This is a genomic window from Rhodococcus sp. MT28 (assembly GCF_058792695.1).
The window spans coordinates 34,628-58,310 of the sequence record NZ_JBXAFD010000016.1; the positions used below are offsets into that span (position 1 = coordinate 34,628).

28 protein-coding genes and 1 riboswitch are annotated in these 23,683 nt (G+C 61.2%); of the genes, 12 read left to right on the forward strand and 16 right to left on the reverse strand.

Annotated features, from left to right (window positions below):
- Positions 1-10 precede the first annotated feature (10 nt).
- Complete coding sequence (locus AC1Q6C_RS30220) at positions 11-538, reverse strand: SRPBCC family protein (protein WP_136471554.1); 528 nt, start codon at positions 536-538, stop codon at positions 11-13.
- Between the two features lie 114 nt (positions 539-652).
- The gene (locus AC1Q6C_RS30225) at positions 653-1,840 is read right to left on the reverse strand and encodes a zinc-dependent alcohol dehydrogenase (RefSeq protein ID WP_492667001.1); all 1,188 of its coding nucleotides are present in this window, start codon (positions 1,838-1,840) and stop codon (positions 653-655) included.
- Positions 1,841-2,032: 192 nt separating this feature from the next.
- Between AC1Q6C_RS30225 and AC1Q6C_RS30230 the strand changes: the two genes are divergently transcribed.
- Positions 2,033-2,179 carry a hypothetical protein gene (locus AC1Q6C_RS30230; protein WP_164490549.1) on the forward strand — a complete coding sequence of 49 codons (147 nt, stop codon included), beginning with the start codon at positions 2,033-2,035 and terminating at the stop codon, positions 2,177-2,179.
- A gap of 139 nt (positions 2,180-2,318) precedes the next feature.
- On the opposite strand, the gene AC1Q6C_RS30235 is transcribed toward AC1Q6C_RS30230, so the two are convergent.
- Together AC1Q6C_RS30235 and AC1Q6C_RS30240 are read right to left on the reverse strand one after the other, a co-directional pair.
- Complete coding sequence (locus tag AC1Q6C_RS30235) at positions 2,319-2,957, reverse strand: PAS and ANTAR domain-containing protein (RefSeq protein WP_037132380.1); 639 nt, start codon at positions 2,955-2,957, stop codon at positions 2,319-2,321.
- 168 nt (positions 2,958-3,125) lie between these two features.
- Positions 3,126-4,001, reverse strand: coding sequence for a haloalkane dehalogenase (locus tag AC1Q6C_RS30240; RefSeq protein ID WP_136471556.1), 876 nt, complete (start codon positions 3,999-4,001; stop codon positions 3,126-3,128).
- Between the two features lie 62 nt (positions 4,002-4,063).
- On the opposite strand from AC1Q6C_RS30240, the gene AC1Q6C_RS30245 reads away from it, so the two are divergent.
- A complete protein-coding gene (locus tag AC1Q6C_RS30245) occupies positions 4,064-4,522 on the forward strand; it encodes a MarR family winged helix-turn-helix transcriptional regulator (protein WP_168798838.1) in 459 nt (152 codons plus the stop codon).
- A gap of 12 nt (positions 4,523-4,534) precedes the next feature.
- Here AC1Q6C_RS30245 and AC1Q6C_RS30250 read toward each other — a convergent pair whose 3' ends face one another.
- The gene (locus tag AC1Q6C_RS30250; protein WP_136471558.1) at positions 4,535-5,407 is read right to left on the reverse strand and encodes a hypothetical protein; all 873 of its coding nucleotides are present in this window, start codon (positions 5,405-5,407) and stop codon (positions 4,535-4,537) included.
- 369 nt (positions 5,408-5,776) lie between these two features.
- Between AC1Q6C_RS30250 and AC1Q6C_RS30255 the strand changes: the two genes are divergently transcribed.
- The gene (locus AC1Q6C_RS30255) at positions 5,777-7,153 is read left to right on the forward strand and encodes a WS/DGAT/MGAT family O-acyltransferase (protein ID WP_003945789.1); all 1,377 of its coding nucleotides are present in this window, start codon (positions 5,777-5,779) and stop codon (positions 7,151-7,153) included.
- Here AC1Q6C_RS30255 and AC1Q6C_RS30260 read toward each other — a convergent pair whose 3' ends face one another.
- From AC1Q6C_RS30260 to AC1Q6C_RS30270, 3 genes are read right to left on the reverse strand one after another with little or no spacing between them, the layout of a single operon-like run.
- Positions 7,154-7,585: a PPOX class F420-dependent oxidoreductase gene (locus AC1Q6C_RS30260; protein WP_065456058.1), complete on the reverse strand. Its 432-nt coding sequence runs from the start codon at positions 7,583-7,585 to the stop codon at positions 7,154-7,156.
- Positions 7,586-7,640: 55 nt separating this feature from the next.
- The gene (locus AC1Q6C_RS30265; protein WP_230359557.1) at positions 7,641-8,507 is read right to left on the reverse strand and encodes a hypothetical protein; all 867 of its coding nucleotides are present in this window, start codon (positions 8,505-8,507) and stop codon (positions 7,641-7,643) included.
- Between the two features lie 12 nt (positions 8,508-8,519).
- Positions 8,520-9,497, reverse strand: a complete 978-nt coding sequence (locus tag AC1Q6C_RS30270; protein WP_230359558.1) for an HAD family hydrolase — start codon at positions 9,495-9,497, stop codon at positions 8,520-8,522.
- A gap of 177 nt (positions 9,498-9,674) precedes the next feature.
- On the opposite strand from AC1Q6C_RS30270, the gene AC1Q6C_RS30275 reads away from it, so the two are divergent.
- Positions 9,675-12,035, forward strand: a complete 2,361-nt coding sequence (locus tag AC1Q6C_RS30275) for an arylsulfatase (RefSeq protein ID WP_118605155.1) — start codon at positions 9,675-9,677, stop codon at positions 12,033-12,035.
- A gap of 15 nt (positions 12,036-12,050) precedes the next feature.
- Here AC1Q6C_RS30275 and AC1Q6C_RS30280 read toward each other — a convergent pair whose 3' ends face one another.
- The 5 genes from AC1Q6C_RS30280 to AC1Q6C_RS30300 form a co-directional block, all read right to left on the reverse strand.
- Entirely contained in the window at positions 12,051-12,824 is a 774-nt protein-coding gene (locus AC1Q6C_RS30280) for an ABC transporter ATP-binding protein (protein WP_047269295.1), read from the reverse strand.
- The gene (locus AC1Q6C_RS30285) at positions 12,821-13,861 is read right to left on the reverse strand and encodes a FecCD family ABC transporter permease (protein WP_047269296.1); all 1,041 of its coding nucleotides are present in this window, start codon (positions 13,859-13,861) and stop codon (positions 12,821-12,823) included. The genes AC1Q6C_RS30280 and AC1Q6C_RS30285 overlap by 4 nt, the downstream gene beginning before the upstream one ends.
- The gene (locus tag AC1Q6C_RS30290; protein WP_047269297.1) at positions 13,858-14,610 is read right to left on the reverse strand and encodes a class I SAM-dependent methyltransferase; all 753 of its coding nucleotides are present in this window, start codon (positions 14,608-14,610) and stop codon (positions 13,858-13,860) included. The genes AC1Q6C_RS30285 and AC1Q6C_RS30290 overlap by 4 nt, the downstream gene beginning before the upstream one ends.
- On the reverse strand, positions 14,611-15,624 hold the full coding sequence (locus AC1Q6C_RS30295) for an ABC transporter substrate-binding protein (protein ID WP_492667002.1): 1,014 nt from the start codon (positions 15,622-15,624) through the stop codon (positions 14,611-14,613).
- 58 nt (positions 15,625-15,682) lie between these two features.
- Positions 15,683-15,863, reverse strand: a riboswitch (cobalamin riboswitch).
- A gap of 41 nt (positions 15,864-15,904) precedes the next feature.
- A complete protein-coding gene (locus AC1Q6C_RS30300) occupies positions 15,905-16,762 on the reverse strand; it encodes a siderophore-interacting protein (RefSeq protein ID WP_230359559.1) in 858 nt (285 codons plus the stop codon).
- Positions 16,763-16,918: 156 nt separating this feature from the next.
- Here AC1Q6C_RS30300 and AC1Q6C_RS30305 point away from each other — a divergent pair, with 156 nt between their 5' ends.
- Positions 16,919-17,077 carry a hypothetical protein gene (locus AC1Q6C_RS30305; protein ID WP_155419158.1) on the forward strand — a complete coding sequence of 53 codons (159 nt, stop codon included), beginning with the start codon at positions 16,919-16,921 and terminating at the stop codon, positions 17,075-17,077.
- A 166-nt stretch (positions 17,078-17,243) separates the two neighbouring features.
- A complete protein-coding gene (locus AC1Q6C_RS30310; protein WP_063314916.1) occupies positions 17,244-18,035 on the forward strand; it encodes an SDR family NAD(P)-dependent oxidoreductase in 792 nt (263 codons plus the stop codon).
- A 50-nt stretch (positions 18,036-18,085) separates the two neighbouring features.
- Here the strand turns inward: AC1Q6C_RS30310 and AC1Q6C_RS30315 are convergent, their stop codons facing one another.
- Positions 18,086-19,441: a DUF1254 domain-containing protein gene (locus AC1Q6C_RS30315; RefSeq protein WP_492667003.1), complete on the reverse strand. Its 1,356-nt coding sequence runs from the start codon at positions 19,439-19,441 to the stop codon at positions 18,086-18,088.
- Positions 19,442-19,542: 101 nt separating this feature from the next.
- Here AC1Q6C_RS30315 and AC1Q6C_RS30320 point away from each other — a divergent pair, with 101 nt between their 5' ends.
- The 4 genes from AC1Q6C_RS30320 (at position 19,543) to AC1Q6C_RS30335 (ending at position 22,097) form a co-directional block, all read left to right on the forward strand.
- Positions 19,543-19,944, forward strand: coding sequence for a nuclear transport factor 2 family protein (locus AC1Q6C_RS30320; protein WP_054187940.1), 402 nt, complete (start codon positions 19,543-19,545; stop codon positions 19,942-19,944).
- 164 nt (positions 19,945-20,108) lie between these two features.
- Entirely contained in the window at positions 20,109-20,264 is a 156-nt protein-coding gene (locus tag AC1Q6C_RS30325; RefSeq protein WP_003945564.1) for a DUF6131 family protein, read from the forward strand.
- Positions 20,265-20,398: 134 nt separating this feature from the next.
- On the forward strand, positions 20,399-20,875 hold the full coding sequence (locus tag AC1Q6C_RS30330) for a hypothetical protein (protein WP_003945539.1): 477 nt from the start codon (positions 20,399-20,401) through the stop codon (positions 20,873-20,875).
- A gap of 64 nt (positions 20,876-20,939) precedes the next feature.
- Entirely contained in the window at positions 20,940-22,097 is a 1,158-nt protein-coding gene (locus AC1Q6C_RS30335; protein ID WP_042453495.1) for an AI-2E family transporter, read from the forward strand.
- Positions 22,098-22,104: 7 nt separating this feature from the next.
- Here the strand turns inward: AC1Q6C_RS30335 and AC1Q6C_RS30340 are convergent, their stop codons facing one another.
- Entirely contained in the window at positions 22,105-22,320 is a 216-nt protein-coding gene (locus tag AC1Q6C_RS30340) for a hypothetical protein (RefSeq protein ID WP_003945874.1), read from the reverse strand.
- A gap of 187 nt (positions 22,321-22,507) precedes the next feature.
- Here AC1Q6C_RS30340 and AC1Q6C_RS30345 point away from each other — a divergent pair, with 187 nt between their 5' ends.
- Positions 22,508-22,777 (forward strand): DUF4235 domain-containing protein, encoded by a 270-nt coding sequence (locus AC1Q6C_RS30345; RefSeq protein WP_064112966.1) that lies wholly within the window; start codon positions 22,508-22,510, stop codon positions 22,775-22,777.
- 22 nt (positions 22,778-22,799) lie between these two features.
- Here AC1Q6C_RS30345 and AC1Q6C_RS30350 read toward each other — a convergent pair whose 3' ends face one another.
- A complete protein-coding gene (locus AC1Q6C_RS30350) occupies positions 22,800-23,207 on the reverse strand; it encodes a RidA family protein (RefSeq protein ID WP_047269303.1) in 408 nt (135 codons plus the stop codon).
- 111 nt (positions 23,208-23,318) lie between these two features.
- Between AC1Q6C_RS30350 and AC1Q6C_RS30355 the strand changes: the two genes are divergently transcribed.
- Positions 23,319-23,534: a BldC family transcriptional regulator gene (locus AC1Q6C_RS30355; protein WP_003945782.1), complete on the forward strand. Its 216-nt coding sequence runs from the start codon at positions 23,319-23,321 to the stop codon at positions 23,532-23,534.
- Positions 23,535-23,683: the final 149 nt, after the last annotated feature.

Below are 23,683 nucleotides of genomic sequence, written 5' to 3' on the forward strand. Positions count from 1 at the left end.
TGTCGGCCGGTCAGCCGACGTTACCTTCGATTCCGGAAACCTCCTGCTCAACTGCGTTCTTGAGGTTCAGGAGCGTCTTGCGGATGTTGCCGCGCTGAAAGTCGGCGAAGGTTTTTCCTCCGGTGGCAATTTTGTCGAACATGTCGGCGGCGAAGTCCGGCCAGCCGCGCCTGTCGTCGGTCCACGTTTCGGTAACTCGGGTTCCGTCGGGCACCGGCGAGAATCGGTACTGCCAGGTTGCGATAGAGGCGGGGATCCGGGGAGTACCGAGGCCGATCTTGTGAACACGGAATTCGAAGAGCTTCCCGGCCTCGGCGGCGGTGACTGTGCATCGCGTGGTCCACTGCGCGCGCCCACGCTTGTTGTGCCCGTCGAACTCCATGCCCAGGAAAGCGCTTTCGCGGTCTCCCCGCAAGGTTGCGCCTAAGTTCTCGGGACTCCAGGCACCCATACGAGTGGGATCGCTGATGAGCTCGTAGAGGGAAAGCGCGTCGGAGCTGACGACGATGCTGTCGGAGACGGTAAGTTCGCGAGCCATTTCGGTTTCAGGTTCTTTCTGTCGAGCGTGTGTGAGGTGTGAGTATGACGATCGGTGGTTTCGCGAACAAGATGCGGACGTGGCGGATGAACCGTCGAACTGATCGGCGTTGAACTACAGGTGCGGTTTCAGTTGGATCTTGACCGCGCCTTCCTGCTTCTTCTGGAAGATCTCGTAGGCGTGTGGCGCCTGATCGAGCGGCAGCTGATGGGTGGAAAAGGTGTCGACGCCGAGTGGGTCGTCGTCAGTGAGCAGGGGCATGATGTCCTCTACCCACTTCTTGACGTTCGCCTGGCCCATCCTGAGCTGAATCTGCTTGTCGAACATGGTCATCAGCGGCAGCGGATCAACCATTCCGCCGTAGACACCGATCAAAGAAATGGATCCGCCGCGCCGAACGATGTCGATGGCCGAATAGACAGCGCCAAGGCGATCGATTCCTGCGTTACGCATCGCAGGCGCGGCAAGAGCATCGGGAAGGAGTCCGACGAACTGCTGCGCGAGCTTTCCGATCGGAGACCCGTGCGCTTCCATACCGACAGCGTCGATCACCGAATCGGTTCCGCGGCCGTTTGTCGCGTCTCTGATGGCATCGCCGATCTTGCTGCCGTAGTCGTCCAGGTTGAGAGTCTCGATACCGCGTTCGGCAAGGCGCGCAAGGCGTTCGGGTACACGGTCCACACCGATTACTCGAAACCCCTTGTGGTGGGCGATACGAGCCGCCATGTCACCGATCGGTCCGAGGCCGAGGATTGTCACGGACCCACCCGGCGGAATGTCGGCGTATTCGACCGACTGCCAAGCGGTGGGGAGCACGTCGGAGAGGTAGACGAATCGCGAATCCGCGGGACCTTCGGGAACTTTGATATGTGTGAAATGTGCTTGCGGTACTCGGAGGTACTCAGCCTGCCCGCCGGGCACCGAGCCGTAGAGCTCGGAGAAGCCGAACAATGCTGCGCCCGTTCCCTGATCGCGGACCTGCGTCGTCTCGCACTGTGTGTAGAGGCTCGAATCGCACATGAAACAGTTGCCACACGAGATCTGGAACGGAATCACGACGCGGTCACCTATCTCGAGATTCGTGACTTCCGAACCGACTTCTTCGACGATGCCCATCGGTTCATGGCCGAGAATGTCGCCGGCATTCATGAACGCACCCAGAGTCTCGTACAGGTGCAGATCGGATCCGCAGATATTCGTCGTGGTGACCTTGATGATCGCGTCGGTGGGTTCGACGATCTTCGGGTCCGGAACCGTATCGACGCTTACTTTCCGTTTGCCTTGCCAAGTCACTGCGCGCACTGGGATCGACCTCTCATCGTGGAAATGCTGTTCGCAGTCACCTGCCCGAAAGCACTGAAATGCAAACAAAATCGGTGAGGGTTGCGAGAAGTCCTGAGCGCGTTAGATTGAGATGGAGCTGGGTCCCGGTCTCTTTGCACCGGCTCCAGGACTGAGACGACGAGATGATGACGAGATGATGAGGACGATCGCATGACCGACAAAGACGACAACGACCAGTCGCCCAAGGGTGGGCACCCAGGACCCGTGGACAAGGGCGGCGACGGGGGGATGGCAACGCGAGAACAGGCGCCTGAACTGGTCGAGGAGACCTCCGGCGAGAAGTCTGACGACGAGTAGTTTCCTTTTACTCCGCGTTGGGTAACAACGGGGATAGGCCGCATCGGACCGTCCCGGAATCAATGCGGGCGAGGTTCCTCGAGGTTGAGCAGCCAGCCACGGGAACCGCCTTGAGCAGATCCCTCAACCCTGTTGTCATTCAACCCTGTAACAGCACGTGATCGAATCGGGTCCGCAGTAGTGTCGGGACCCGGAAGTCGTCAAGCGTTCGAACTATCAACTGCTCGGCAACATCCCGGAGTTTCACGTTGGTCTCTTGAGAACGCCACACGAGTATGTCGAAGGCGCGATCGGCCGAAATGCCGTAGATCACCATGAGCATGCCTTTGGCTTGCTCGATTACTCCGCGAGAAGCGGTGATTTCGTTGACCAGCACGTCGACAGACGCTTTCACCGTGCTGTCGAGGGTTTCGGTGACGTCGATGTAGAAGCCTGAGCTGCCGACCACGGCACCCGACTCGTCCACGACGCTGTCGCCGACGACGATTACCGAGTGAGTATCCCCTGCAGTGTCGATGATGCGGTGGCGGCTGCTGAACGGTCCGCCTGAAGTGCGGATGGCGTGCAGTGTCTGGGCAACGTGTCTTCGGTCGTCGGGATGCTTGTGCGAGAGCATCAATTCTGTCGTCGGAGCTACTTGGTCGGGTTCGTATCCGTGAATCCGTGCAACTTCGTCCGACCACTCCCACCGGTCGCCGTTGCGGTGATAGAGAAAGCCGCCCACCCGGTGTGGAGCCCCCGATCCTGACGTTCGCCCCAACCCGTCCTCGTTCACCACACACGCCCCCTCGTTCTCGACCTCGTCCCAACCGGCGTACTCGCCAGTTAGTTATATCGGACAAATCCGGCGGAGGTGGTGTCGGTCCCATATTTCGGAGCATCGTCTGGATCGCTACCGCATGGGTCGGGGAAACCGGCGCTCAGAGTACTTGGCGACGGTCCCACGTCACTCGCGGTTGAAACAGTGTTGCCGCTGTGTCCATTCGGTGATCGCCGCCGCGATGGCCGCAGGCTGATCCTCGGGGGCGAGATGTCCTGCGGGACCGCACTGTTCCACCTCGAGATTTGCGATATTCGATCGGCTCCACGTGACTTCGTCAGGTCCGATCATGAGAAGTTCTGCGGGGCCGCTGAAGGTGAGAAGAAGTTTGGGTACGTCAGTGCTTTCTGTGAGCCAATCGCTGTACGCCGCCACACGTGCATTCACGTCACCGGGAGTTCCTTCGATGGGGAAGGATCGTGGCCACTCGAGAAGGGGTCGGCGACTCTCTCGTGACGGATAAGGGGAGCGATAGGCCTCGGCATCGGTTTCGGTCATTTCACCGAGAACCGTTCTGTGAAGCGCTATTTCGAGAAAGAAGTTCTCGTCGAGTACCTTCGTCTCTCCTGTGTCGGAGTCCCTCAGAGCTTCCACCCGTGCCCGTGCCTCTCCCGGGAAGTGTTCGTCCCAGGTCATCGGACGAAGGATCGTTTCGAAGAAGGCCACACCTCGGACGCGATCGGGGTGGCGGGCAGCCCAGTCCAGTGCAAGTGCCCCGCCCCAGTCGTGTCCGACGAGTACGACGTCGTCGAGTTCCATCTGGTCGAACCAGGCGTCGAGGTAGCGGGCGGTGTCGAGGAAGCCGTAGTTGATTGGCGGTTTGCCTGACCGCCCCATTCCGATGAGGTCAGGGGCAAGTGCGCGGCCTAGATTTCCTATCTGCGGCAGGATGTTTCGCCACAAGTGCGAGGATGTGGGGTTTCCGTGGATGAGTACGAAGGGTGTTCCTTCACCGCGCGAGCGGTAGGCCATGGTCGAGTCGAGCACGGGAATTGTGGGCATTGCGACTCCTCAAATAGTTTCCATATACTCTAATTGAGATAGTAGCCATGTATTCTATTTGTATGCAAGATCGAGAAACATGGACGACAGGGTCGCTGGTGTGGCACCTTGGCTTGCGCTGGCGGGCGGGGGTTGACCGAGCGATCGCGCACCTGGGGTTGACTCACGCCCAGTATTCAGTGCTCGCGTCTCTGCATGGTCTGGTGAGTGCGGGGGAGAGGCCGAGTCAGCGAGAACTCTCAGCGCACACAGGATTGCAGCGAATCTACATATCCAAGCTCGTGCGAGCGTTGGAGAAGAGCGGGTTTGTTGTCAGTGAACGCGATAGACGCGATGCGCGAGCCGTTCGCCTCGATCTCAGTGACGAGGGCAAACGAGTCATAGAGCTCGCTAAAGACATTGTCCGCCAATTGGATGCAAAGAATACGGAAGTGCTGACGAAAACCGGAGGGCGGGAACTCGCCGAGCTCCACCGCGCCCTTGACGCGTTACTCGACGCCACCGAAGCAGGAGATGAATGAAGTCCGAACTACTTATTTGGCACTACGTTCGGCAACGACGGCAGCGGGTTCGGGTGAGCCGGCCGGTTGGGGCCTGAGGCTGTCGGCACCGATGTTGTAGACGTCACTCGTCGTGGCGAGGGAGTTGGACGTGGTGGACGAGGGAAGCCCGGCGCGCCAGTTGACGATTGGATTCAGAACGCCGAACGGGCCACATCCGGAAGCTGTCGGGACCGCGAAGGGCTGTCCGGTGTGGCCGGTGTTTCGAACGACGGCAGTATCCGGGAAACCTGGAACCTCTTCGAGGACACCGTATTCGGTCACATCCAAGTTGAGTTGGACGGGGTTGTTGTCCGAGCCCAGGTAGCATTTGCCGCCGAGGAGAGGGTTCGCGATCTTCAATTTGACGGGTAGCTTCACACCAAGCTGAAATGCGTCCACGGTGGGGAGTGCAGACGTCGACTCTACGGTGGCCGAAGCCTTGTTCAGTCCGAAGAGATTGTTAAATGGCAGGTCGATTCCGAGTGCGCCCCCGGGGATGTCGATGGGTTTGGCGTAGATCCCCCGACTGTTGTCGTTGGGTGGGATGAATACTTGGTCGAATCCGAATTCAGCCTCTGGATTCTCCCGGTATGCAACTCCGCCTGCGATGCGCATCGCCCCGGCGGGAATGTTGACGGAAAGCTTGCCGATCTTCATGTTTCCGCCGGTGACCGTGACGTCCATACAGGTGCTGGTCTCGGGATTGTCGATCGGACATGAATCCCAACCGCCGAAGGGGATCTCCGCTGCCGGGGCGGCTCCGGCAATGCTTGCTGACAAGCTTCCCACCGCAGCGGCGGTGGCGAACACAGTTGCGGTGGCGAGTGCGCCGAAAAGCCCACGCGACGTCGAACGTCGGGACATGTATTTCTCCTTTGGGTACAACCGACCAGTCGGGATTGTGATGATGAGTGACGGTAGTCACGTGTGACTTGGATGTACAGACAATTTGAAACAATTCCGACAAAAGTATTACTGCGATCGCCTCCGCTACTACTTGTGGCTGTGAGGATTGAAATTTGTTGCAGTGCTCTGTGTCTCGTCATTCACCCACGAATCGCTGTGAGGTGCTTAGACCCGAAAAGGCGTTCGTCGACGGGAATATCGGACTCCTGTCGAAATCGAGGGGGCAATGTTTTGTCGGAGTCGCCAATGAGGGAAGTCAGGGCGAGTAACTTTGTCGAACAGCGGCTGATCGGTACTCCGGGCAGCTGCCCGAGAGAACGGATCGCCATGACGCTGATGCTGCCGCTCGACTCGATGTTCCTTCTGATGGAGTCACGGGAGCATCCCATGCACGTCGGTGGCCTGTCGCTTTTCGTTCCGCCGGAAGGGGACGACGGCGAATTCGCCAGATCGCTCTACCGTTCGCTCACCGACGTCGACTCGATTCGGCCCCTCTTCCGTCGCAAGCCGGTGCAGTTCTTGTCGAACTTCGCGCCGGTGCGTTGGACGGAGGACGCAGACGTCGATCTCGAGTATCACGTCCGGTTGCTCGCGCTGCCCAAGCCGGGTCGAGTCCGCGAGTTGCTCGAGCTGACCTCCATGCTCCACGGCACGCTGCTCGATCGGCATCGGCCGCTGTGGGAGGCGTACGTGATCGAAGGTCTCGCCGACGGCCGAGTTGCCGTGTACATGAAGACGCACCACGCGCTCATGGATGGTGTGTCTGCTGTTCAGGCGTGGTACCGCAGCCTCTCGTCGGATCCGCACGATCGACATTCGATGCCTCCATGGGCGCAACGACCTTCTTCGGGGCGGGTTCGTGCCGGTCGCGGGCTGGACCTGCAGAGGCGGGTGGGCTCCGTGATCGAGACCGTGCAAGATGTGGTCGGGGTCGGCCCTGCGATAGTGAACGCCGCTGCCTCGGCAGTGAAGGACCACGTCGCACCGTTGCCGTTTGCTGCTCCGAAATCGATCTTCAACGTCCCGATCACCGGAGCGAGGCGTGTCGCCGCGCAGTCGTGGCCGATCGAGCGCCTGCGCAAGGTCAGCTGCGTTGCAGACGTGACGCTCAACGATGCGGTGTTGGCAATGTGCGCGGGTGCGCTACGGCGATACCTGATCGAACTGGACGAGTTGCCGGACAAACCGTTGATCGCGATGGTGCCGGTATCCCTTCGCAAAGGCGAAGAGGGTGAGGCTTCCGGCAATGCCGTGGGTGCGGTGTTGTGTGATCTGGCAACCGAATTGGCAGATCCGGCGGCCCGACTTCAGAGAGTTCACGACTCGATGAGTAGCGCCAAGTCCCTGATGTCGGGCCTGACGCCCCTGCAGATCACGGCGCTCAGTGCATTGAACGTCGCGGGTCTCGGGCTGCCGCTGATCCCTGGTTCATCCCGACTGATCACTGGGCGTCCAGTCTTCAATCTGGTGATTTCCAACGTCCCCGGCCCGACAACGACGCGCTATTGGAATGGCGCCAAGCTCGAGAGCTGTTACCCGGCATCGATTCCGTTGGACGGGCAGGCGATGAACATCACCGTCATCGGCTACGCGGACACCATGCAGTTCGGGCTCGTCGGCTGCCGCCGCAATGTTCCGCACTTGCAGCGGCTCCTCGGCCATCTCGAGGAATCCTTGAGTGAGCTCGAAGCCGCCGCAGGCTGATCAATTCGACTCGCGCCTTCCGACGTCACGTCCGTTCACGACCAACTGGTGGACGTCCAGCTCCTTGTCGTCGAGGCCGAAGCTGATGATGCGTTCGGGGTGGATACGGATGATCGGCGCGTCGAGACCATGCGCAGCAGCACCTGTAGCATCCAAAGCCTCTGCCCGTCCACGGATTTCGACGCACCTGACCTGCCATGGATCTACGGATGCGATGTCGTCCACGACGAACGCGACCCGACCGTTGTCTGCGACATTGTGAAACTTACGGCTGCCCGTCATGTTGTAACCGCTGATGTCGATCGTGGCTGTATCGGGGTTGTAGTGGAACCCGACAGGACTGACCTGCAGCGTTCCGTTCCGTTGAACCGTCGCGAGGCGACCGAGAGTCTGTGTGGCCAGGTAGTCGAGTTCGATTCGGGTGAATGTCATGAAATCACGCTAGAACCTGAACTGCTGTAGAGGTCAAGAACTCCGAACGTACAACTCATTCCGTCTCGTCGAGGGCCTCTTCTGCTTCGTCGACCCGCCACTCGGCCTCGCGAAGTTCCTCCTCGGACTCTCGAACCGCGACGCGGGCAGCCTTCTCGGTGTTCTTGGCGAACTGTCGTTCTTGTTCTGCGTGTTCGAGATCGGCGCGGAGTTCTGCGATGCGACGGTCGAGGTCGGACAGCTTTGACCTGGCATCCTCGAACTGGGCGGTCTCGGCCTTGACCCGTCGTCGGATCTTCTCGACGCCTGCCCTGGCTTCCTTCAATTCTGCTTTCGCCTTGGCTTGTTCGGCCTTGCGATCCGGAGCAGTGGACTTGGCCAGAGCGTGTTCTTCGGTGTGGATCGCAGGGGCGTCTTGTGCAGAATCCTCCTCCACTGCAGCAAGTCCCGCCGGCCCGAAACCGCTGTAACTCGCAGCGGTCACGACCCGTCCGAGTCGAACCTGCGCGGCAGTCTCCTCATCGGCCAGGGCGGCATTGAGAGTCTGCGCGACATCGCGCAACGAATCCTCGCCGACGCTTTTTCCCCGTGAAGCGGCGATCTCACCGGATTTGTGGGCGAGACTCCGCACCACCTGCTGCCTCTGTGTCGTCAGCCGTCGCAAGTCCGGGCCCGAGAGATGGCGTTGAGCGTCGCGTAGCGATTCGCCAAGCGCGAGAAGTGCATCCAGATCCTCTGGTGCATCGCGCGAGATGAGATTGACCAACCACCCCACGGTGGTCGGCTTCCGAAGTTTTCCGATCTCTGCGGCCAGTGTGCGGTCGTTGTCGTCCCGGGCAGCCTTCACATGCTTTGTACGCGCCTCTACGAACTCGCCGGGGTCGAGGCCGTAGAGTTCGTCGGCGACATCATCGAGGGTCACGTATCAATACTGTCATTCGGCGAATCGTTCGAAGACTGTCTTCCAGTCGTTCTTGATGCTCACCACCGTCCACCCGTTTGCGCGCGAGACGTCGAGTGCGTGCTCGGCCCCGTCCACGTAGTCGAACTCGCGTTCCGGATCGTCATGGAGCACCAGAAGGCGAAGTGCCGGAACGTTCGGGTGTTCGGCGAACTTCAACATAGGTAGGTCACCGTTGCTGTTTCCGGCCGCGATGACAGGTCGTCGGCCGATTCGGTTCCAGATCTGTACGGGCTTGGCCGGCCCGTCGTCGACGACATCGGTTTGGGGCTGACGGAGAATTGTGCCGCTGTGCCCGTCGTCCTTCCACGTCAAGGCCACGCCGCTGCCGATGACGCGATCTCGGGGGATGCCGTAGACCTCCTGGCTGATCGGACGCATGAAGTCACGTCCGCCTCCAGAGACTATGTAGTTCGAGAATCCCTTGGCTGCAAGGTAATCGAGCAACTCCACCATGGGTGCATAGCTGCAGTGCAGATACTCGCGACCGAGAGTGGGGTGCGAAGCAGTGCGCAGGTAGGTATCGGCGTGGGTTTCGAATTCGTCGACTGTGACTTCGGCGAATGCCGCCAGGACACCGGCCGCGAGCACCTTCAGTGCGCTGTCGTCGCCGCGATAGTGCTTCGAGATCACTTCGTTCAACCAGGCGTAGTCCTTTTCGAACGCAGCCTGCCACGGTTGACGGTTGCGCAGAGACGGATCCTGGGCGGTCATCTCGACGAGGCGGCGCAAGATGAAGTCGAGTTGGATCGGCATCGGCTTCTCACACCACAGGGTTCCGTCGTTGTCGAAGACTGCGATCCTGTCTTCCGGTGCGATTTCGTCCGGACTTCCCTCAGTCGTCGCGCGTTCGACGAATCGCCGGACGGCCTGCTTCGGCGGGCCGTCTTGCCAGCTCGGTAGCGGGTCGCAGGTGTCGGAGGTAGAGGCTTCAACGAATTGACTGCTCATGTGGTCCCTGGCTTCCAGTGAGTCGATGACAAATCCGGCACTCTCATACTCGGATCTCCTGCCGAAAATGGCATCGCCCATTTCGGGCGACAGCGGTTCGGTGACCACAATCGGGGTATGCGATTCACCATGCGGCCGTAGAGGCTGGAAATCAGAGGACCTACAAGGAGCCAGATCATGGCCAACGCATTCAAAGGCGTCGTCAACCTCGATATTCGCGATTCGATTCCCGACTGGAGCCCGTACGAGCAGCCGAAGGCCGCCGCCGGCACACCGAATATTCTTTACATCGTTCTCGACGACGTTGGATACGGCGCCATGGGTTGTTACGGGGGACCGATCGAGACGCCGAACATCGACCGCATCGCGGGCAACGGATTGCGGTACGGGCAGTGGCACACCACAGCGCTGTGCTCCCCGACGCGATCGTGTCTGCTCACCGGGAGAAACCACACGACCAACGGCATGGCCTGCATCAGCGAGTGCGCGGTCGGTTTTCCCGGCGGAAACGGTCACATCCCTCCCGAATGTGCCACGCTCGCCGAGGTTCTGGTCGAGCAGGGATTCAGCACCGCGATGGTCGGCAAATGGCACCTGTGCGCAGAAGACGAGATGAATCTTGCTTCCACGAAACGGAATTGGCCGGTCGGCCGCGGATTCGAGCGGTTCTACGGCTTTCTCGGCGCCGAGACCAATCAGTGGTATCCCGATCTCGTCCACGACAACCACCCCGTCGAACAGCCGTCGACGCCCGAAGAGGGGTATCACTTCAGCGTCGATATCACCGACAGAGCGCTCGAATACATCGGTGACGTGAAGTCGATAGCTCCGGACCGGCCTGTGTTTCTCTACTACGCACCCGGGTGCGCGCACGCTCCGCATCACGCGCCCCGCGAATGGGCCGATCGCTACGCAGGCAGGTTCGACGCAGGGTACGAAGCCATGCGGGACGAGATTCTGGCCAGGCAGAAGGAAATGGGACTTGTCCCGAAAGACACGACCCTGCCCTCACTCAACCCGATAGGCACTCCTGAGACCCGCACCGGGCCCGACGGCGAACCGTTCCCGCCGCTGGATTTCACCCGCCCCTGGGACACTCTCTCCGCTGACGAGCAGCGACTGTTCTCACGGATGGCGGAGGTGTACGCGGGCTTCCTCTCGCACTGTGACGATCAGATCGGACGCCTGCTCGGATACCTCGAAGAAATCGAGCAGCTCGACAACACGATCATCGTGGTGGTCTCCGACAACGGTGCCAGCGGTGAGGGCGGACCCGACGGGTCTGTCAACGAGAACAAGATTGCGAACGGCGTACCCGACGACCTAGCCGAGAACCTGGCGAAGCTGGACGAGTTGGGCAGCACCGAGACGTACAACCACTATCCCAACGGGTGGGCGATGGCGTTCAACACGCCCTTCAAGATGTGGAAGCGGTACTCGTTCAACGGTGGAACCTGCGACCCATGCATCATCTCGTGGCCGGAGGGCATCGATGCCCGTGGCGAGATTCGAGATCAGTACCATCACGCCATCGACGTCGTCCCGACTCTGCTCGACTGCGTCGGCGTCGACTTGCCTGACACGGTGAAGGGGTACACCCAGCACCCGATTCAAGGCGTGAGCATGCGGTACAGCTTCGATGCCGGCAACATCCCCACCGCCAAGCACACCCAGTTCTATTCGATGCTCGGAGGACGAGGAATTTGGCATGACGGCTGGAAGGCCGTCACCACGCACCCGACTCTGAGCGGGTGGGGCCATTTCTCGGAAGACACCTGGGAGCTCTACCACACAGAGTTGGACCGAGCCGAGCTCCGGAACCTTGCGGATGAAGAACCCGGCAGGCTGGCAGAGCTGGTGGGGTTGTGGTTCCACGAGGCCGGTGCCAATCAAGCTCTGCCACTGGACGATCGGTCCGGTGTCGAACTTCTCACCACGCCTCGCCCTCAGTTGGCCCCGCCGCGAAACCGGTATGTCTACCGCCCGGGCGGAGCCGAGGTACCGGAAGCCGTCGCTGTCAACCTTCGTAATCGTTCATTCTCGATCGGGGCAGTTGTCGATTTGGCCGAGCCAGGTGCGACCGGTGTGCTTTTCTCGCATGGCGGCAGGTTCGGTGGTCATTCGCTGTACGTCAAGGACAACCGCCTGCATTACGTGTACAACTTCCTCGGCAGTGAACAGCAGAAGATCGATGCCACCGAAGACCTTCCGATCGGCGAAAATATAATCTTGGCAGCAACTTTCGAGAAGGAAGGCGAGGATCCGCCGGGCACTGCGCACGGGGTGCTCGGCCTCTACTACGGCGATCGGAAAGTCGGTGAGGGCAGAATCCGCACTCAGCCAGGCAAGTTCAGCATCGGTGGCGGCGAAGGGCTCAACGCAGGCCGTGACAGCGGGGAGCCCGTAACCGACGACTACCCGGGTACGTCACCGTGGGCGTTCACGGGTGGAACGCTCAACCGGGTGGCCATCGACGTCAGTGGTGAACCGTACGTCGACCTCGAACGCGAAGCAGTGGCGATGCTCTCGCGTGAATGACAGTTCCGAGTGCGTCTAGTGCGAGCCGGGCGGAAGGTATCGCACGGTAGGTACTCCGCCGGGACCGTCCAGGCGAACCTCGGCGTCGACCTGGTAGACCTCGGCTATCAGGTCAGCGGTGAGGACCTCGGTCGGGCTTCCGTGGGCAACGATGGATCCCCGGTTCAGCATCACTATCGAATCGCAGAACATGGCGGCCAGATTCAGATCGTGCAATGCCATGATCGTGGTGGTGGGGAGGCGTCGCACGAGCGCGAGCAATTCGAGTTGATGGTTGATGTCCAGGTGATTGGTCGGCTCGTCGAGTAGCAACTCGTGAGGTTCCTGAGCGAGGGCGCGCGCGATCTGGACGCGTTGGCGCTCCCCGCCGGACAGGGTGTGCCACGACCGGTCCAGCATGCCGGCGAGGTCGGTGTGTTCGATCGCTGCCCGAACGGCGTCGCGATCGGAATCCGACTGCCCACCCCACAGTCCGCGGTGCGGTGTGCGTCCGAGTTCGACTACCTCCGCGACCGTCAGATCGATCTCGGTGTTGCTGTGCTGATCAACGGTCGCGATCCGACGCGCGACGTCGCGGCGTTTCCAGTCGGACAACGGGGTTCGGTCCAGGGTCACGACACCGGACGTCGGACGATTGTGCCCGGCAAGCAGTTTCAGCAGCGTCGATTTCCCCGAACCGTTGGGGCCGAGAAGCCCCACCGTACTTCCGGTTGTAGGCGAGACGTCGAGGTCGTCGACTATGAGCGCCCCGCCGACCCGCCAACTGACGCCGGTAGCTTCGAGTGTCATGGCCTGGCCTTCCGTCTCCAGAGGATGACGGCAAACGCAGGCACACCGACCAGCGCGGTCACCACACCGGCCGGGAGTTCCTGCGGCGCAATGGCTGTGCGTGCCACAGCGTCGACCCAGACAAGGAAGATGGAGCCGATCAGTGCGGACGCGGGCAGGAGTCGGCGGTGGTTCGAACCGACGAGAGCCCGCGCCGCGTGCGGGAGGACCAGGCCCACGAAGCCGATGGCGCCTGCGACGCTCACGATCACCGCGGTCATCAAGGCTGTTGCCAACAACAGGGTCACACGCACCCGCCACACGTTCACCCCCAGCGACGACGCCGCGTCCTCGCCGAAGGCAAAGGCGTCGAGTGCGCGGGAGTGAGTCAGACAGACCACGAGGCCGACTGCGACCACCGCAGCGCAGAGTGCGACGTCGAGCCAGTCGGCGCCGCCGAGTGAACCCAGGAGCCAGAACATCACGCCGCGGGTCTGCTCGGGATCGGCCGAGGTGATGACGATGAACGAGGTGAGCGCGGAGAACAGTTGGGTCGCGGCGACACCGGCCAGGATCACCCGATCCGGCGTGCCGCCGGCCGCATGGGCGAGCAGCAACACAAGGGCGAAGGAGATCACCGCGCCGATGAAGGCGCCGCTCGACAGGCCGACTACTCCCGACCCGACTCCGAGGATCACGATCAGTACGGCACCGGTCGAGGCGCCGGACGAGATACCGAGGACAAACGGATCGGCCAGCGGATTGCGAAGCAGCGACTGCATGATCGCACCGCACAACCCGAGACCGGCACCGCAGAGCGCGGCGAGCAGGGTACGCGGCAGACGGAGGTCCCAGACGATGCCGTCACGGATAGGGGTGACGTCCGCCGCGGTACCGCCGAGATGGCCGACGACGATCGAAGCCACCTCACCGACCGACAGACCGGCCGGCCCCAACGTGATTGCCACGGCAGCCGATCCGGCCAGCGTGACAACACCGATCATCCACAGCAGGGTGACGGTCGTCGGGTTGTCACGCAGCCGAACTCTTGTCGTCATCTCACGCCGTAGACCACGTAGTCGTCGAACAGTTGCCAGACCGTCCCCGACTCCCGAAAACCTGCTTGCGCGAGCGCCGCCAACTGGAAGTCGACGGCCGTGGGCGCAGTGGCGTCACGTCCGGCGAATCTGCGCTCTCGCTCGTCGGTCATTGGTCCGATGCCGGGAGTTGCCCGCAACTCCTCCCACCAGCTCTCCCACTCGGGAGCACCGGCAGCAAAGGCGGAGCGTTGCGTCTGCTCGTCGTGAGCCTTCGCCCATCGCCCGATGACAGGGAAGCGGCTGTCGAAACGAAAGTGATCACCGTTGAGCAGGACTCCGTCCGGACTCAGCAGTTCGCGGCACTGCCGGTACACCTCGACGAGCTGCTGCGGTTGCAACCAGTGCAGCGCGGTTGTCGACACTATCGCCTGAACCGGCGCAGCCACCGAATTCGGCCAATCGGCTCCCGCCAGATCTGCGTCGATCAGCTGCAGTCGGTCACCGAAACGCGTCGACGACTGGCGGGCGAGCTCCAGCAGCATCGGGTCGTAATCGATCCCCACAACGCTCGCATGCTCGAACTTTTCGAGAATCCGGGCGCTCAGTGAACCCGGCCCGCAGGCCAGGTCGACAACCGTGAACGGGGCGTGCGCGTGCTGCAATTCGAGGACGTCGAGAATCACGTCGAAGCGCTTCTCACGGTCGGCGATGTATGCCGCCTGCTGGTCGTCCCACCGACGCACCAGTTCACTGATCTGCGCGGACATCTAGACCACACCCAACTGGCGCAGCCCGTCGGAGAGCTGTTCGATGCCACCGACATTGCGGATCGAGGGATCCATCGTCGTTCCTTCGAGGATGATGTAACGCTTGTTCTTCACTGCGGTGAGCTTGCTGGCGACCGGGTCCGATTCGAGGAACGCGATCTTGTCTGCGGCACTGTCGCCGTCTCCACCGCGGTCGAGATCTGCGAGCACCAGCACGGTCGGGTCTCGATCGAGGACACTCTCCCAACCGATTTCGGGCCAGTACTGCTTGTTGTCGTCGAAGGCGTTCTTCGCACCCACCGCGTCGGTCATGATTCCCGGTGCACCGCAGCACCCGGCGAAGTACGGAGTCTTCGTGGCTGCGTACCACCACGCCAGCGTCACGTTCTCAGCTCCCAGTGCCGCCGTGGCGGTGGCCGCGCGATCCTTCAAACTCTCGGTGAGCTCGACACCTTTGTTCTTGACATCGAACAGTGTTGCCACTTCGTCGATTTCGTCGTACAAGTCGTCGAGCGTGAGGGCCTTGCTCTGCTCGGCATCCTGACCGGTGCACTCGCTGGGTGACTGATATGTCGCGACACCGAGGTCGGTGAACTTGATCCGGTCGGCGATGCCCTCCGAGGTGAACGTGTAGTTGAACGTCGTTAAGACCATGTCCGGTTCGCGTTCGAGGACACTTTCGAATGACGGGAACTCGGTGTCGAACGCCTGGACCTGACCACGCGCCTCGCGCAGTTCGGGGAGGACATCGTCATCGCTCATGGCGTACCCGGCCATCCGGTCCTGCACTCCCAGCGCGAACAGCATCTCTGCTGCAGGTTGATTTACCGCGATTGCCCGTTCGATCGGTCGCTCCACCGTGACGTCTCGGCCACAGTTCTGGACTGTCACGCGCGATTGTTCGGAAGAGTTGGATTGTCGGGCAGCACTGTCGTCGGAGGAGCAGGCAACCAACGACGCGCTCAACAGGGCAGCGACGGCGGCGGCGGGTAGGCGAAGTCTGGACAGACGCATGGAATCTCGTTCTCGCAGGGGCTCGTTCGCGGAGCCCGTTACCGTGTGAACAGGCGCCTGTTGACCCCTGCTGCCAGCCGGTATTCGGACTCGAGATCGCCCCACCCGAGCGCCTTCCCAGATTCTCATCCAGTGGCGTAAGCCCGGGCGGTCACCCTCACCGCTGCGCGTCAGTTCCGGATTCACACCGGATTCCCTGACCCCCTGTGTGGAGGTCCGCTGGCACAGAGGAACTTATCACCGCAGTGCACCGCCGGTCAGGTCGGCTGGTGTGAGGCAATCAGATCTCGATGGCCAGGTCGTCGATGTCGGTGAGGGTTCCGCCGTCGGCGAGGATGCGCTCGTAGTTCTCGCGTCGACGGAGGTCGATTTCGGTGTTGCTGACGCCCTCCTTCCAATATCCGAATATCGCGACGTCGTTTTTGTCGAGTCCGACGGTCGATCGAAAGTGCTTCCGGATTGCGCGCATCTCGTTGCGTTCACCGGCGCCCCACACGACGTAGCTCGCGGGATTGGCGAGCTCGCGTGCTCGTACCGCCAGTGGGCCGTCGGGCTCGGCCGGATCTGCGCTCACGCGGTGAAGCTCCAGGCCGGGGAGGGTGGGCAGTTCGGCGAAGGCGACCTCGTCATCTGTTGTGACCCAGCCGATTCCGACGACGTCGGTAGGTAACTGCTCGATGATCGAGTGCAATGCGGGTATTGCGGTGCCGTCCAGAAAAAGTGCGATACGTCGACCAGGAACATCAGGGATCAAGAAGTGTGGCCGCGGACCGGTGAGGCCGAAGGTGTCACCGACGGCCAACGCTGCTGCCCACCTCATCATCGGACTGGTCTGTCCGTGGCGGACCACATCGACGACGATCGATCCGCTCGCTGAATCGTAGGAACGCACCGTGTACACGCGCGAAGCGTCGTCGAAGGCCGGCCCGAGATTCATGCGTACGGTCACATTCGGGCGTGACCAGGTCGGATCGTCGGTCGACTCCGTCAAACGAGCCGTGATCCGCAGCAGGTGATCGCTCGGTCGCTCCATTGCTTCGACGATCGCGAGAACGTCGTTGAGTCCGCGATTGTGGTCAGCGGTCCGTAGGACGGTCGTCGGGGGAGTTGTTGTGCGCGAGGCGTCTGCATGTGTCATCGACTGTGCTCCTGGATCGGGTTTTCGGGATGCCACCAGGTTAGTGCTGCCTAAGTCGAGCGAGTTGTCCAGAAGTGACATTTGATTACCTGAATGATTCGGGTCTCGAAACGACGCGGTTGAGTGAGTGGTGCCGGCGCTGCTACCGTGCCTGTGATGTCCATACGCCGCTGTTCTCTCGCTTCCGGCCGTGCACTGCGCACGGCCCGATTCGGCGTAGCGACTTTCCGACGTGGGCGTAAGGCGATCGACCGCCGCCCGTCCGGTCTTGTCTGGATCGAAAGAGCCTTGGCCGCACCGGCCGGATCCGTCTGACATTCGCTACTTCGGCGAGCATTGCCTCGCCGAGATTTCGCAGTGCCACACCTGTTGCAGTGCTGCGCATTTCCCGTACCTGAGGTTTCTCGCGGGTGAGTTGTGAGTGTCGGCGCCACCGAGCCTGGAATGCCAACCAACTCGTTTTCGTGAAAGGTACACAGCAATGAATCGTTTCGAAGGTCGTCGTATTCTCGTCACCGGCGCAGGATCTGGAATCGGGCAGGCCACCGCGCTGCGGTTGCTCGCCGAAGGTGGCCGCGTGGTCGCTGCCGACATCTCCGAGCAGGGTTTGGCGAACACCCGGAAATCGGCAGAACATGCTTCGACGGAGGATCGCCTCGACACCGTCGTCGTCGATATCGGTGACGAGGGTTCCGTCATCAAGGTTGTGGGTCAGGCGATTTCGTCTCTCGGGGGATTGGACGTACTGGTCAACGCCGCCGGGATACTGCGTGGTGGGCACACCCACGAGACCTCGCTGGACCTGTGGAATCAGGTGCTCTCCGTGAATTTGACGGGCACTTTCCTCGTCACGCGCCAGGCACTGCCGGCTCTCCTTGCCACCGGCAACGCAGTCGTGGTGAATTTCAGTTCCACCTCCGCTGCCTTCGCGCACCCGTACATGGCCGCGTATGCCGCAAGTAAGGGAGGAATCCAGTCCTTCACTCACGCACTGGCTCTCGAATACGGCAAGCAGGGTCTGCGTGCCGTCGCGGTGGCTCCGGGCAGTGTGAAGAGCGGAATCACCGATACTACGGCGTCGTACTTGCCGGAAGACACCGACTGGTCGCTCTTCGGCAAGTTGTCACCGATTCTGAGCACTGATCTGGAGTCCGGTGGTGCCCCCATGGCCGGGCCGGAAAGTGTTGCGGGAGTTATCGCGATGTTGGCATCCGACGATGGTGCCTTCATCACGGGCACGGAGATCCGGATCGACGGCGGCACGCACGCCTGATTCTGCGTCCGTCTGACGGCCCGCACAGGCAGGCCGTCAGACGGACGCCGTCATTCTCGCGAGCGAGTGATGGCGGGGACGACGTAGGAGTGATCGAGCACGGCGGGCCAAGGTTCGTACATTCTCAGTACCGGTCGGAAATCCCCGCGCGGTGCGGGCAGCCAGTTTGCCTTCGCCGTGGGATCTTTCGGCTCCTCGTGGCTGATCGTGATCGTCAACGCACCGTCGGCGTCGTGGACGATTCCTGGAGTGCGGTCGCCGATCGAGTATCGGTCGACGGGATTCGCCACGAGGAAGAAGTCCGGCACCGAGTACATCGTCAGCGACCAGAAGGCGCTCACCGGCGGAGTGGGGTCGAGTCTTATTGTGTAGGTGTGGGTTCCGTTCAACTGCTCGCCCTGATCGTCGACGTAGGTCATGATGTACGCCGCTTCGTAAGGGTGGTTGCCCCACAGCCCGCCCTTGGCAGCCGCGGCGCGTTCGACGATGCGCAACTTGGGATCGGCGATCTTGAATTGTGGATCGTCGATTGTGCCGACCTCGAAGTAGTCGAGGTTGTAGTCGAAGGCGTGGAATGTGAGCTTCCATCCGTTGACTTCGGGGCTGGAGCCTTTCGTGAGGGCCTCGAGCAGGTTCTTCTCACCGATCGTCAATCCGTCAGCCAACGCGGCTGCCTCGTCGGCAGAGAGTGAAGCGGCAGAGTGTGAGCTATAGGGAGAGGCCCCGGGCTCGTCGATTCCGATCGGGGAGAAGGAATCCTGGAGTTCTCGATCGCGTGGGGCCGGCGGAAACGCCTGTGACCAGATGCGGAGTTTCTCGAGGAACAGGAGGTCCTGGCTTACCCCGGGTTCGGGCACTGGGAGACCCGCGGAGTTTCCGGTGGAGTCGACGACGGTCAGCGTGGTGGCGTCCTGCAAGGCGTGCACCGCAGGGAGGTCGTCGTCGCCACCGCATGCCCACCGGCCCACGATCGACGCAATGTTCGTGGGAAATCTGATCACCGTGGTCTGGTCCGCCGGGGTTCCCGTCCAGGTGGGTGGGACGAGAAGGAAGTCTCCGCTCTTCGTGCCGGTGGCCCGATGCCCGACGTAAGCGAAATTGTTTGTCCAGGCGTCCACGAACTGGAGGACGTAGTAACGGCCATCGGTATCGGGGACGTGCAGCGCAACGGGGCCGACAGAGAGATCGATCTGCGCCATGGAATACACGGTGTCGTTGTTGATCGTGACGAAAGTGTCTGCCGGCCCGGCCAGTGTGCGGGCGTGGCTGAAGGTGTTGAAAGGTGCGGCGGGGTTCGCTCCGACACCGTTGTGAACATACCGATGGACCTGGTCGAGATTGAAAACGAGGGGAAATCCGTAGATATACGCCTGAGCTGCAAGCTCGGTGCGACTGGTGTCTGTCATCTCTGCCCTCTCGTCGTGCACGTCGGTTCGAAGTCCACCCTGCGGGAACCCTGCCGTCGGGGCATCACCCGCCGAGGGTGACGACGGTAGAGGGAGAAGACATGTCGGATCAGGAGAGTGCGGCATTGGTCGCTGTCGCAGACGAGTGGAACGTCGCGATGTGCTCGAACGACGCCGAACGGATCGGCGATTTCATGGCAGACGACTGGGTGATCGTCTCGGAATCCGGAGTGTCGACCAAAGCGGAGTTCCTGGGCTTCGTGGCCTCGGGCGACCTGACTCATTCGGCGATGGACCGCGTCGGGAGCGCTCGCGTGCGTTTCTTCGGTGACGTCGCACTGTTCACCACGCTGATCGTCAATACCGCGCACTACGGCGGCAGGCAATACGACGCCGACGAGTGGACCACCGACGTGTTCGCGCGGCGAGACGGTCGTTGGCGCTGCGTGTTGAGCCACATCACGCCGGCGGTCGAGGCGAAGATCGAGGACGTGGAACTGTGAGGTAGAGATAAGAGAAAGGCTGATGTTTTAACGGAGGCGCTATTGGGTAGTAATACGAGTTTCGCATTTATGAATGTATTTATCGGATTTATCGATTGTGAAGTTTCTGTAGTAGCGTCAGTTGAGTAGATCATTTTGATACGCATACCGGATGAGGTTCTCACATGATTGTTCTCGGCATTATTCTGGCGTTGATCGGCTTTTTCACGGGGTTGAGCATTCTGACCACCGTCGGCATCATCTTGGTCGTCGTAGGTGCAGTTTTGTCCATCCTCGGTGCTACCGGGCGCGCAGTGGGCGGACGAAAAGTCTGGTATTGATCAATACTGCGCGAGTAGTTGAGAAGGCGGTACCCGATCTCTTCGGAGATTGGGTACCGCTTTTGTGCTCCAACTGGTTTTCGGTCTCTCTACCCCAAATTATCGATCTGAGCGGCATCGGGTAAACATGAAGGATGCTTTCTCGAGACCATGACGAAGAGAAATCTGCCGAGCGATTCAGATTCCCTCGCAGATGGAATCAGGTTGACGAATCGCGCCGCGGTTTGGTGTTGGCGTGGGTGGCCTTCACGTTGACGTTCGGCGGAGCACGTCTGGTGACGTGGTTGATCCAGATCGACACCAGAGACGTCGGCGACATCAGCGCCGGTGGCACTCATCTGCATCACTATTTATGGGGAATTCTGCTGTTGGCCGGGGTGGCGATCTTCGGACTCGTAGACCGAAGCCCTCGCGCAAGAACATGGATGGGCATCGCGTTGGGCATCGCACTCGGGCTCATCGTCGACGAGGCTGCGTTACTGATCACTCTCGACGACGTCTACTGGCAGAGCGACGGTTGGCCCAGCATCGCCATCGCTGTGTCGATTATCGGAGTGGTAGGAACCGGTCTCGCGCTGACCCGAAGCGGAGCGGAGAAGCCTCGAGGTTGATCCGGCCACGGCACGGGTACTCACTCCCGTGCCGGGAAGTCGCGCGGATCGTGAGGTGGCTTGAATGGATCCCAGTTCCGCGGACACCTCACCGGATTCCGACAGTGAAGTCAAAGCTGCAGATCCGATGGCGGAAGCCGAACGTGAAGCCGCAGCATTGGCGACGCCCGTCCGGCCGCTGGGCGAACCGGGGCCGAGGTTCGATCGTCGTTCACCGTTCTTCATCGGTCTGAGCGCGGCGGCCGGTGTTGCCGTGACGTACGCGGTGATCGAAGTGCTCCTGGCGGCGCGAGGCATGCTGATCCTGATCGTGGTCGCGCTGTTTCTCGCGGTGGGCATCGAACCGATGATCGTCTGGCTTGAGCGGAGACATTTCCGGCGCTGGATCGCGGTCACCGTGGTACTCCTCGGAATTGCGGTGATGCTCGCGCTGTTTCTCGTTGCTGCGATCACTCCGCTGGTCGAGCAGGGACGTCAGTTCGCATCGCACGCTCCCGAACTTCTGACACACATTCGTGACCGGTATCCGATCGTCAGCGACCTCGACGAGAAGTATCACCTCGAGGAGCACCTCACCACCCAACTGGACGGTTCGGGGTCTGCGCTCGCGACGGGTTTGCTCGGAGCGGGGCGCGCGGTGTTCAGCGCAGTCGCCGACGCTGGAATCGTTGCGGTACTGACGACGTACTTCTTGATCGACTATCCACGAATCCGCACGAATCTGTATCGGCTGGTGCCACATTCGCGGCGGCCACGAGCAATCGCCATCGGTGATCAGATACTGGCAGGTGTGGGTGGGTACGTCCTCGGCAATGTTCTGATCTCCGTGATCACCGCAGTGTGCACCTTCGCGTGGTTGTTGATCTTCGACGTGCCGTATCCGTTGATCCTGGCGCTGCTGGTCGCTCTGCTCGATCTGATCCCGATAGTCGGTTCCACGATCGCAGGGGTTGTCGTCGCCCTGGTCTCCCTGACAGTCTCTGTCCCAACGGCATTGGCGACAGTTGCGTTCTTCATTGCGTTACGTCTGCTCGAGGACTACCTGCTCGTTCCGAAGATCATCGGGAAGACGGTGGCGGTCCCGGCACTGGTGACCGTTGTCGCGGTTCTGTTGGGTGGAGCGTTGCTCGGTATTGTCGGTGCGTTGCTGGCGATTCCGGTCGCTGCGGCCTTGCTGCTGCTTGCAAGGGAGACGCTCTTTCCGCGCCTCGACGCTTCTTGACCGGCTTCTATCGGACGCTTCGCGCGCGACGCCGAGAACCAGGATTCGGCTTGGGGCACATCCGAGTCGGGATGGTTTCTCCCTCGGCGGTGATACGGAATACCGAGACTTTCTCGCTACAACCGTGATTCAGATCGACCGCGTATGCGATTGCGGCGCGATCCGAGACGAAATCTTCCATCACCGTTGTACCGTCCGGTAGTTCGATTCTGTAGTTTTCCATGACTTACACAACCTTCTTTCGCTAAGACGATCCTACCCGGCTCGAGAAGTGGCAAACCCGTGGAACACAACGTGCGACAGTCGTCTTCGTGCCTTGCCGGTGCAATGTTTCGACACCTCGCCTGCTGGGTAGTGAGAGTCGGTCAGCCGCTCAGGCGGTACGTATCGAACCACGGAGGATCCGCGCAATGAGCGCAGTATCGAAAGCGATGTACAAGCCACTCTCACTGGCGACCAGCGTCCTGGGCGGCATCGTGGCCGGCGCTGTCTTCCAACAGGTGTGGAAGCGCATCGGTGACGACAAGAATGCGCCCGAGCCCAAAGACTTGAGCAGGTCGAGCAAGGAAGTCCTGATCGCCGCAGCCCTGCAGGGAGCCATCTTCGCTGTTGTGCGAGCCGCAGTGGATCGTGCGGGGGCAAAGGGCTACCGGGCCCTTGCTCATGAAGATCCTCGGTAGGAACGCCCGGTTCGGTTCGAGTTCAGTCGACGACGGCCGCGATTGCCTCGATCTCGACCAGTTGATCGTCGTAACCGAGAACGGTCACACCCATCAGAGTGCTCGGGGCGTCGTGATCACCGAACGCGTCGCGGACTACCTCCCACGCCGCAACCAGGTCGGCTTGATTGCTCGACGCCACGAGGACGCGGGTGTTGATCACGTCGGTGATGGACGCGCCCGCGTCCGAGAGAGCTGTTCTCAGGTTGTCGACGGCCTTGGCTGCCTGTCCTGCGTAGTCACCGATGGCGGCAGTAGAGCCGTCCGCGTTCAGAGGACAGGATCCGGCCAGGAAGATCAGCCGTGCATCGGCGGGAGCCGTTGCTGCATAGGCATATTCAGCCACCGAAGAGAGTGACGTGGAACGGATCAGAGTTACCGACTTCGACATTATTTCCCCAAGGAATAGTAAAGTTTTGCAGCGAGTCTTTCACAGCACGCCAGGGGTTGCCAATTCATCGTCGGACCCATCCATTCAGTCGGCAGCTACGAATGACTGCCAATGAGCCGAGAAGAAGAGCACACAGCACCTGTCGACGAGTGGCTGACGACCAAACAGGTTGCAGCACTGTTCCACGTCGACAGGACCACGGTGTCCAGATGGGCGAGGGAGGGCAAAGTCGGCACTCTGAGAACGCTTGGCGGGCATCGGAGGTACCGGCGATCGGAGATCGAGACGTTGCTGCGTAACCGCTCGACGACGCTCGATCACCAATAACCTCCGGCACGAAACAGACAGGTCGCCGAGCATGATGAGGGCTCGGCGACCTGTCTGGTCAGCAGGAAGTAATCAGGCCTTGGGGACGCGGACGATGAGTGCGTCGCCTTGTCCGCCGCCGCCGCAGAGTGCGGCTGCGCCGATGCCGC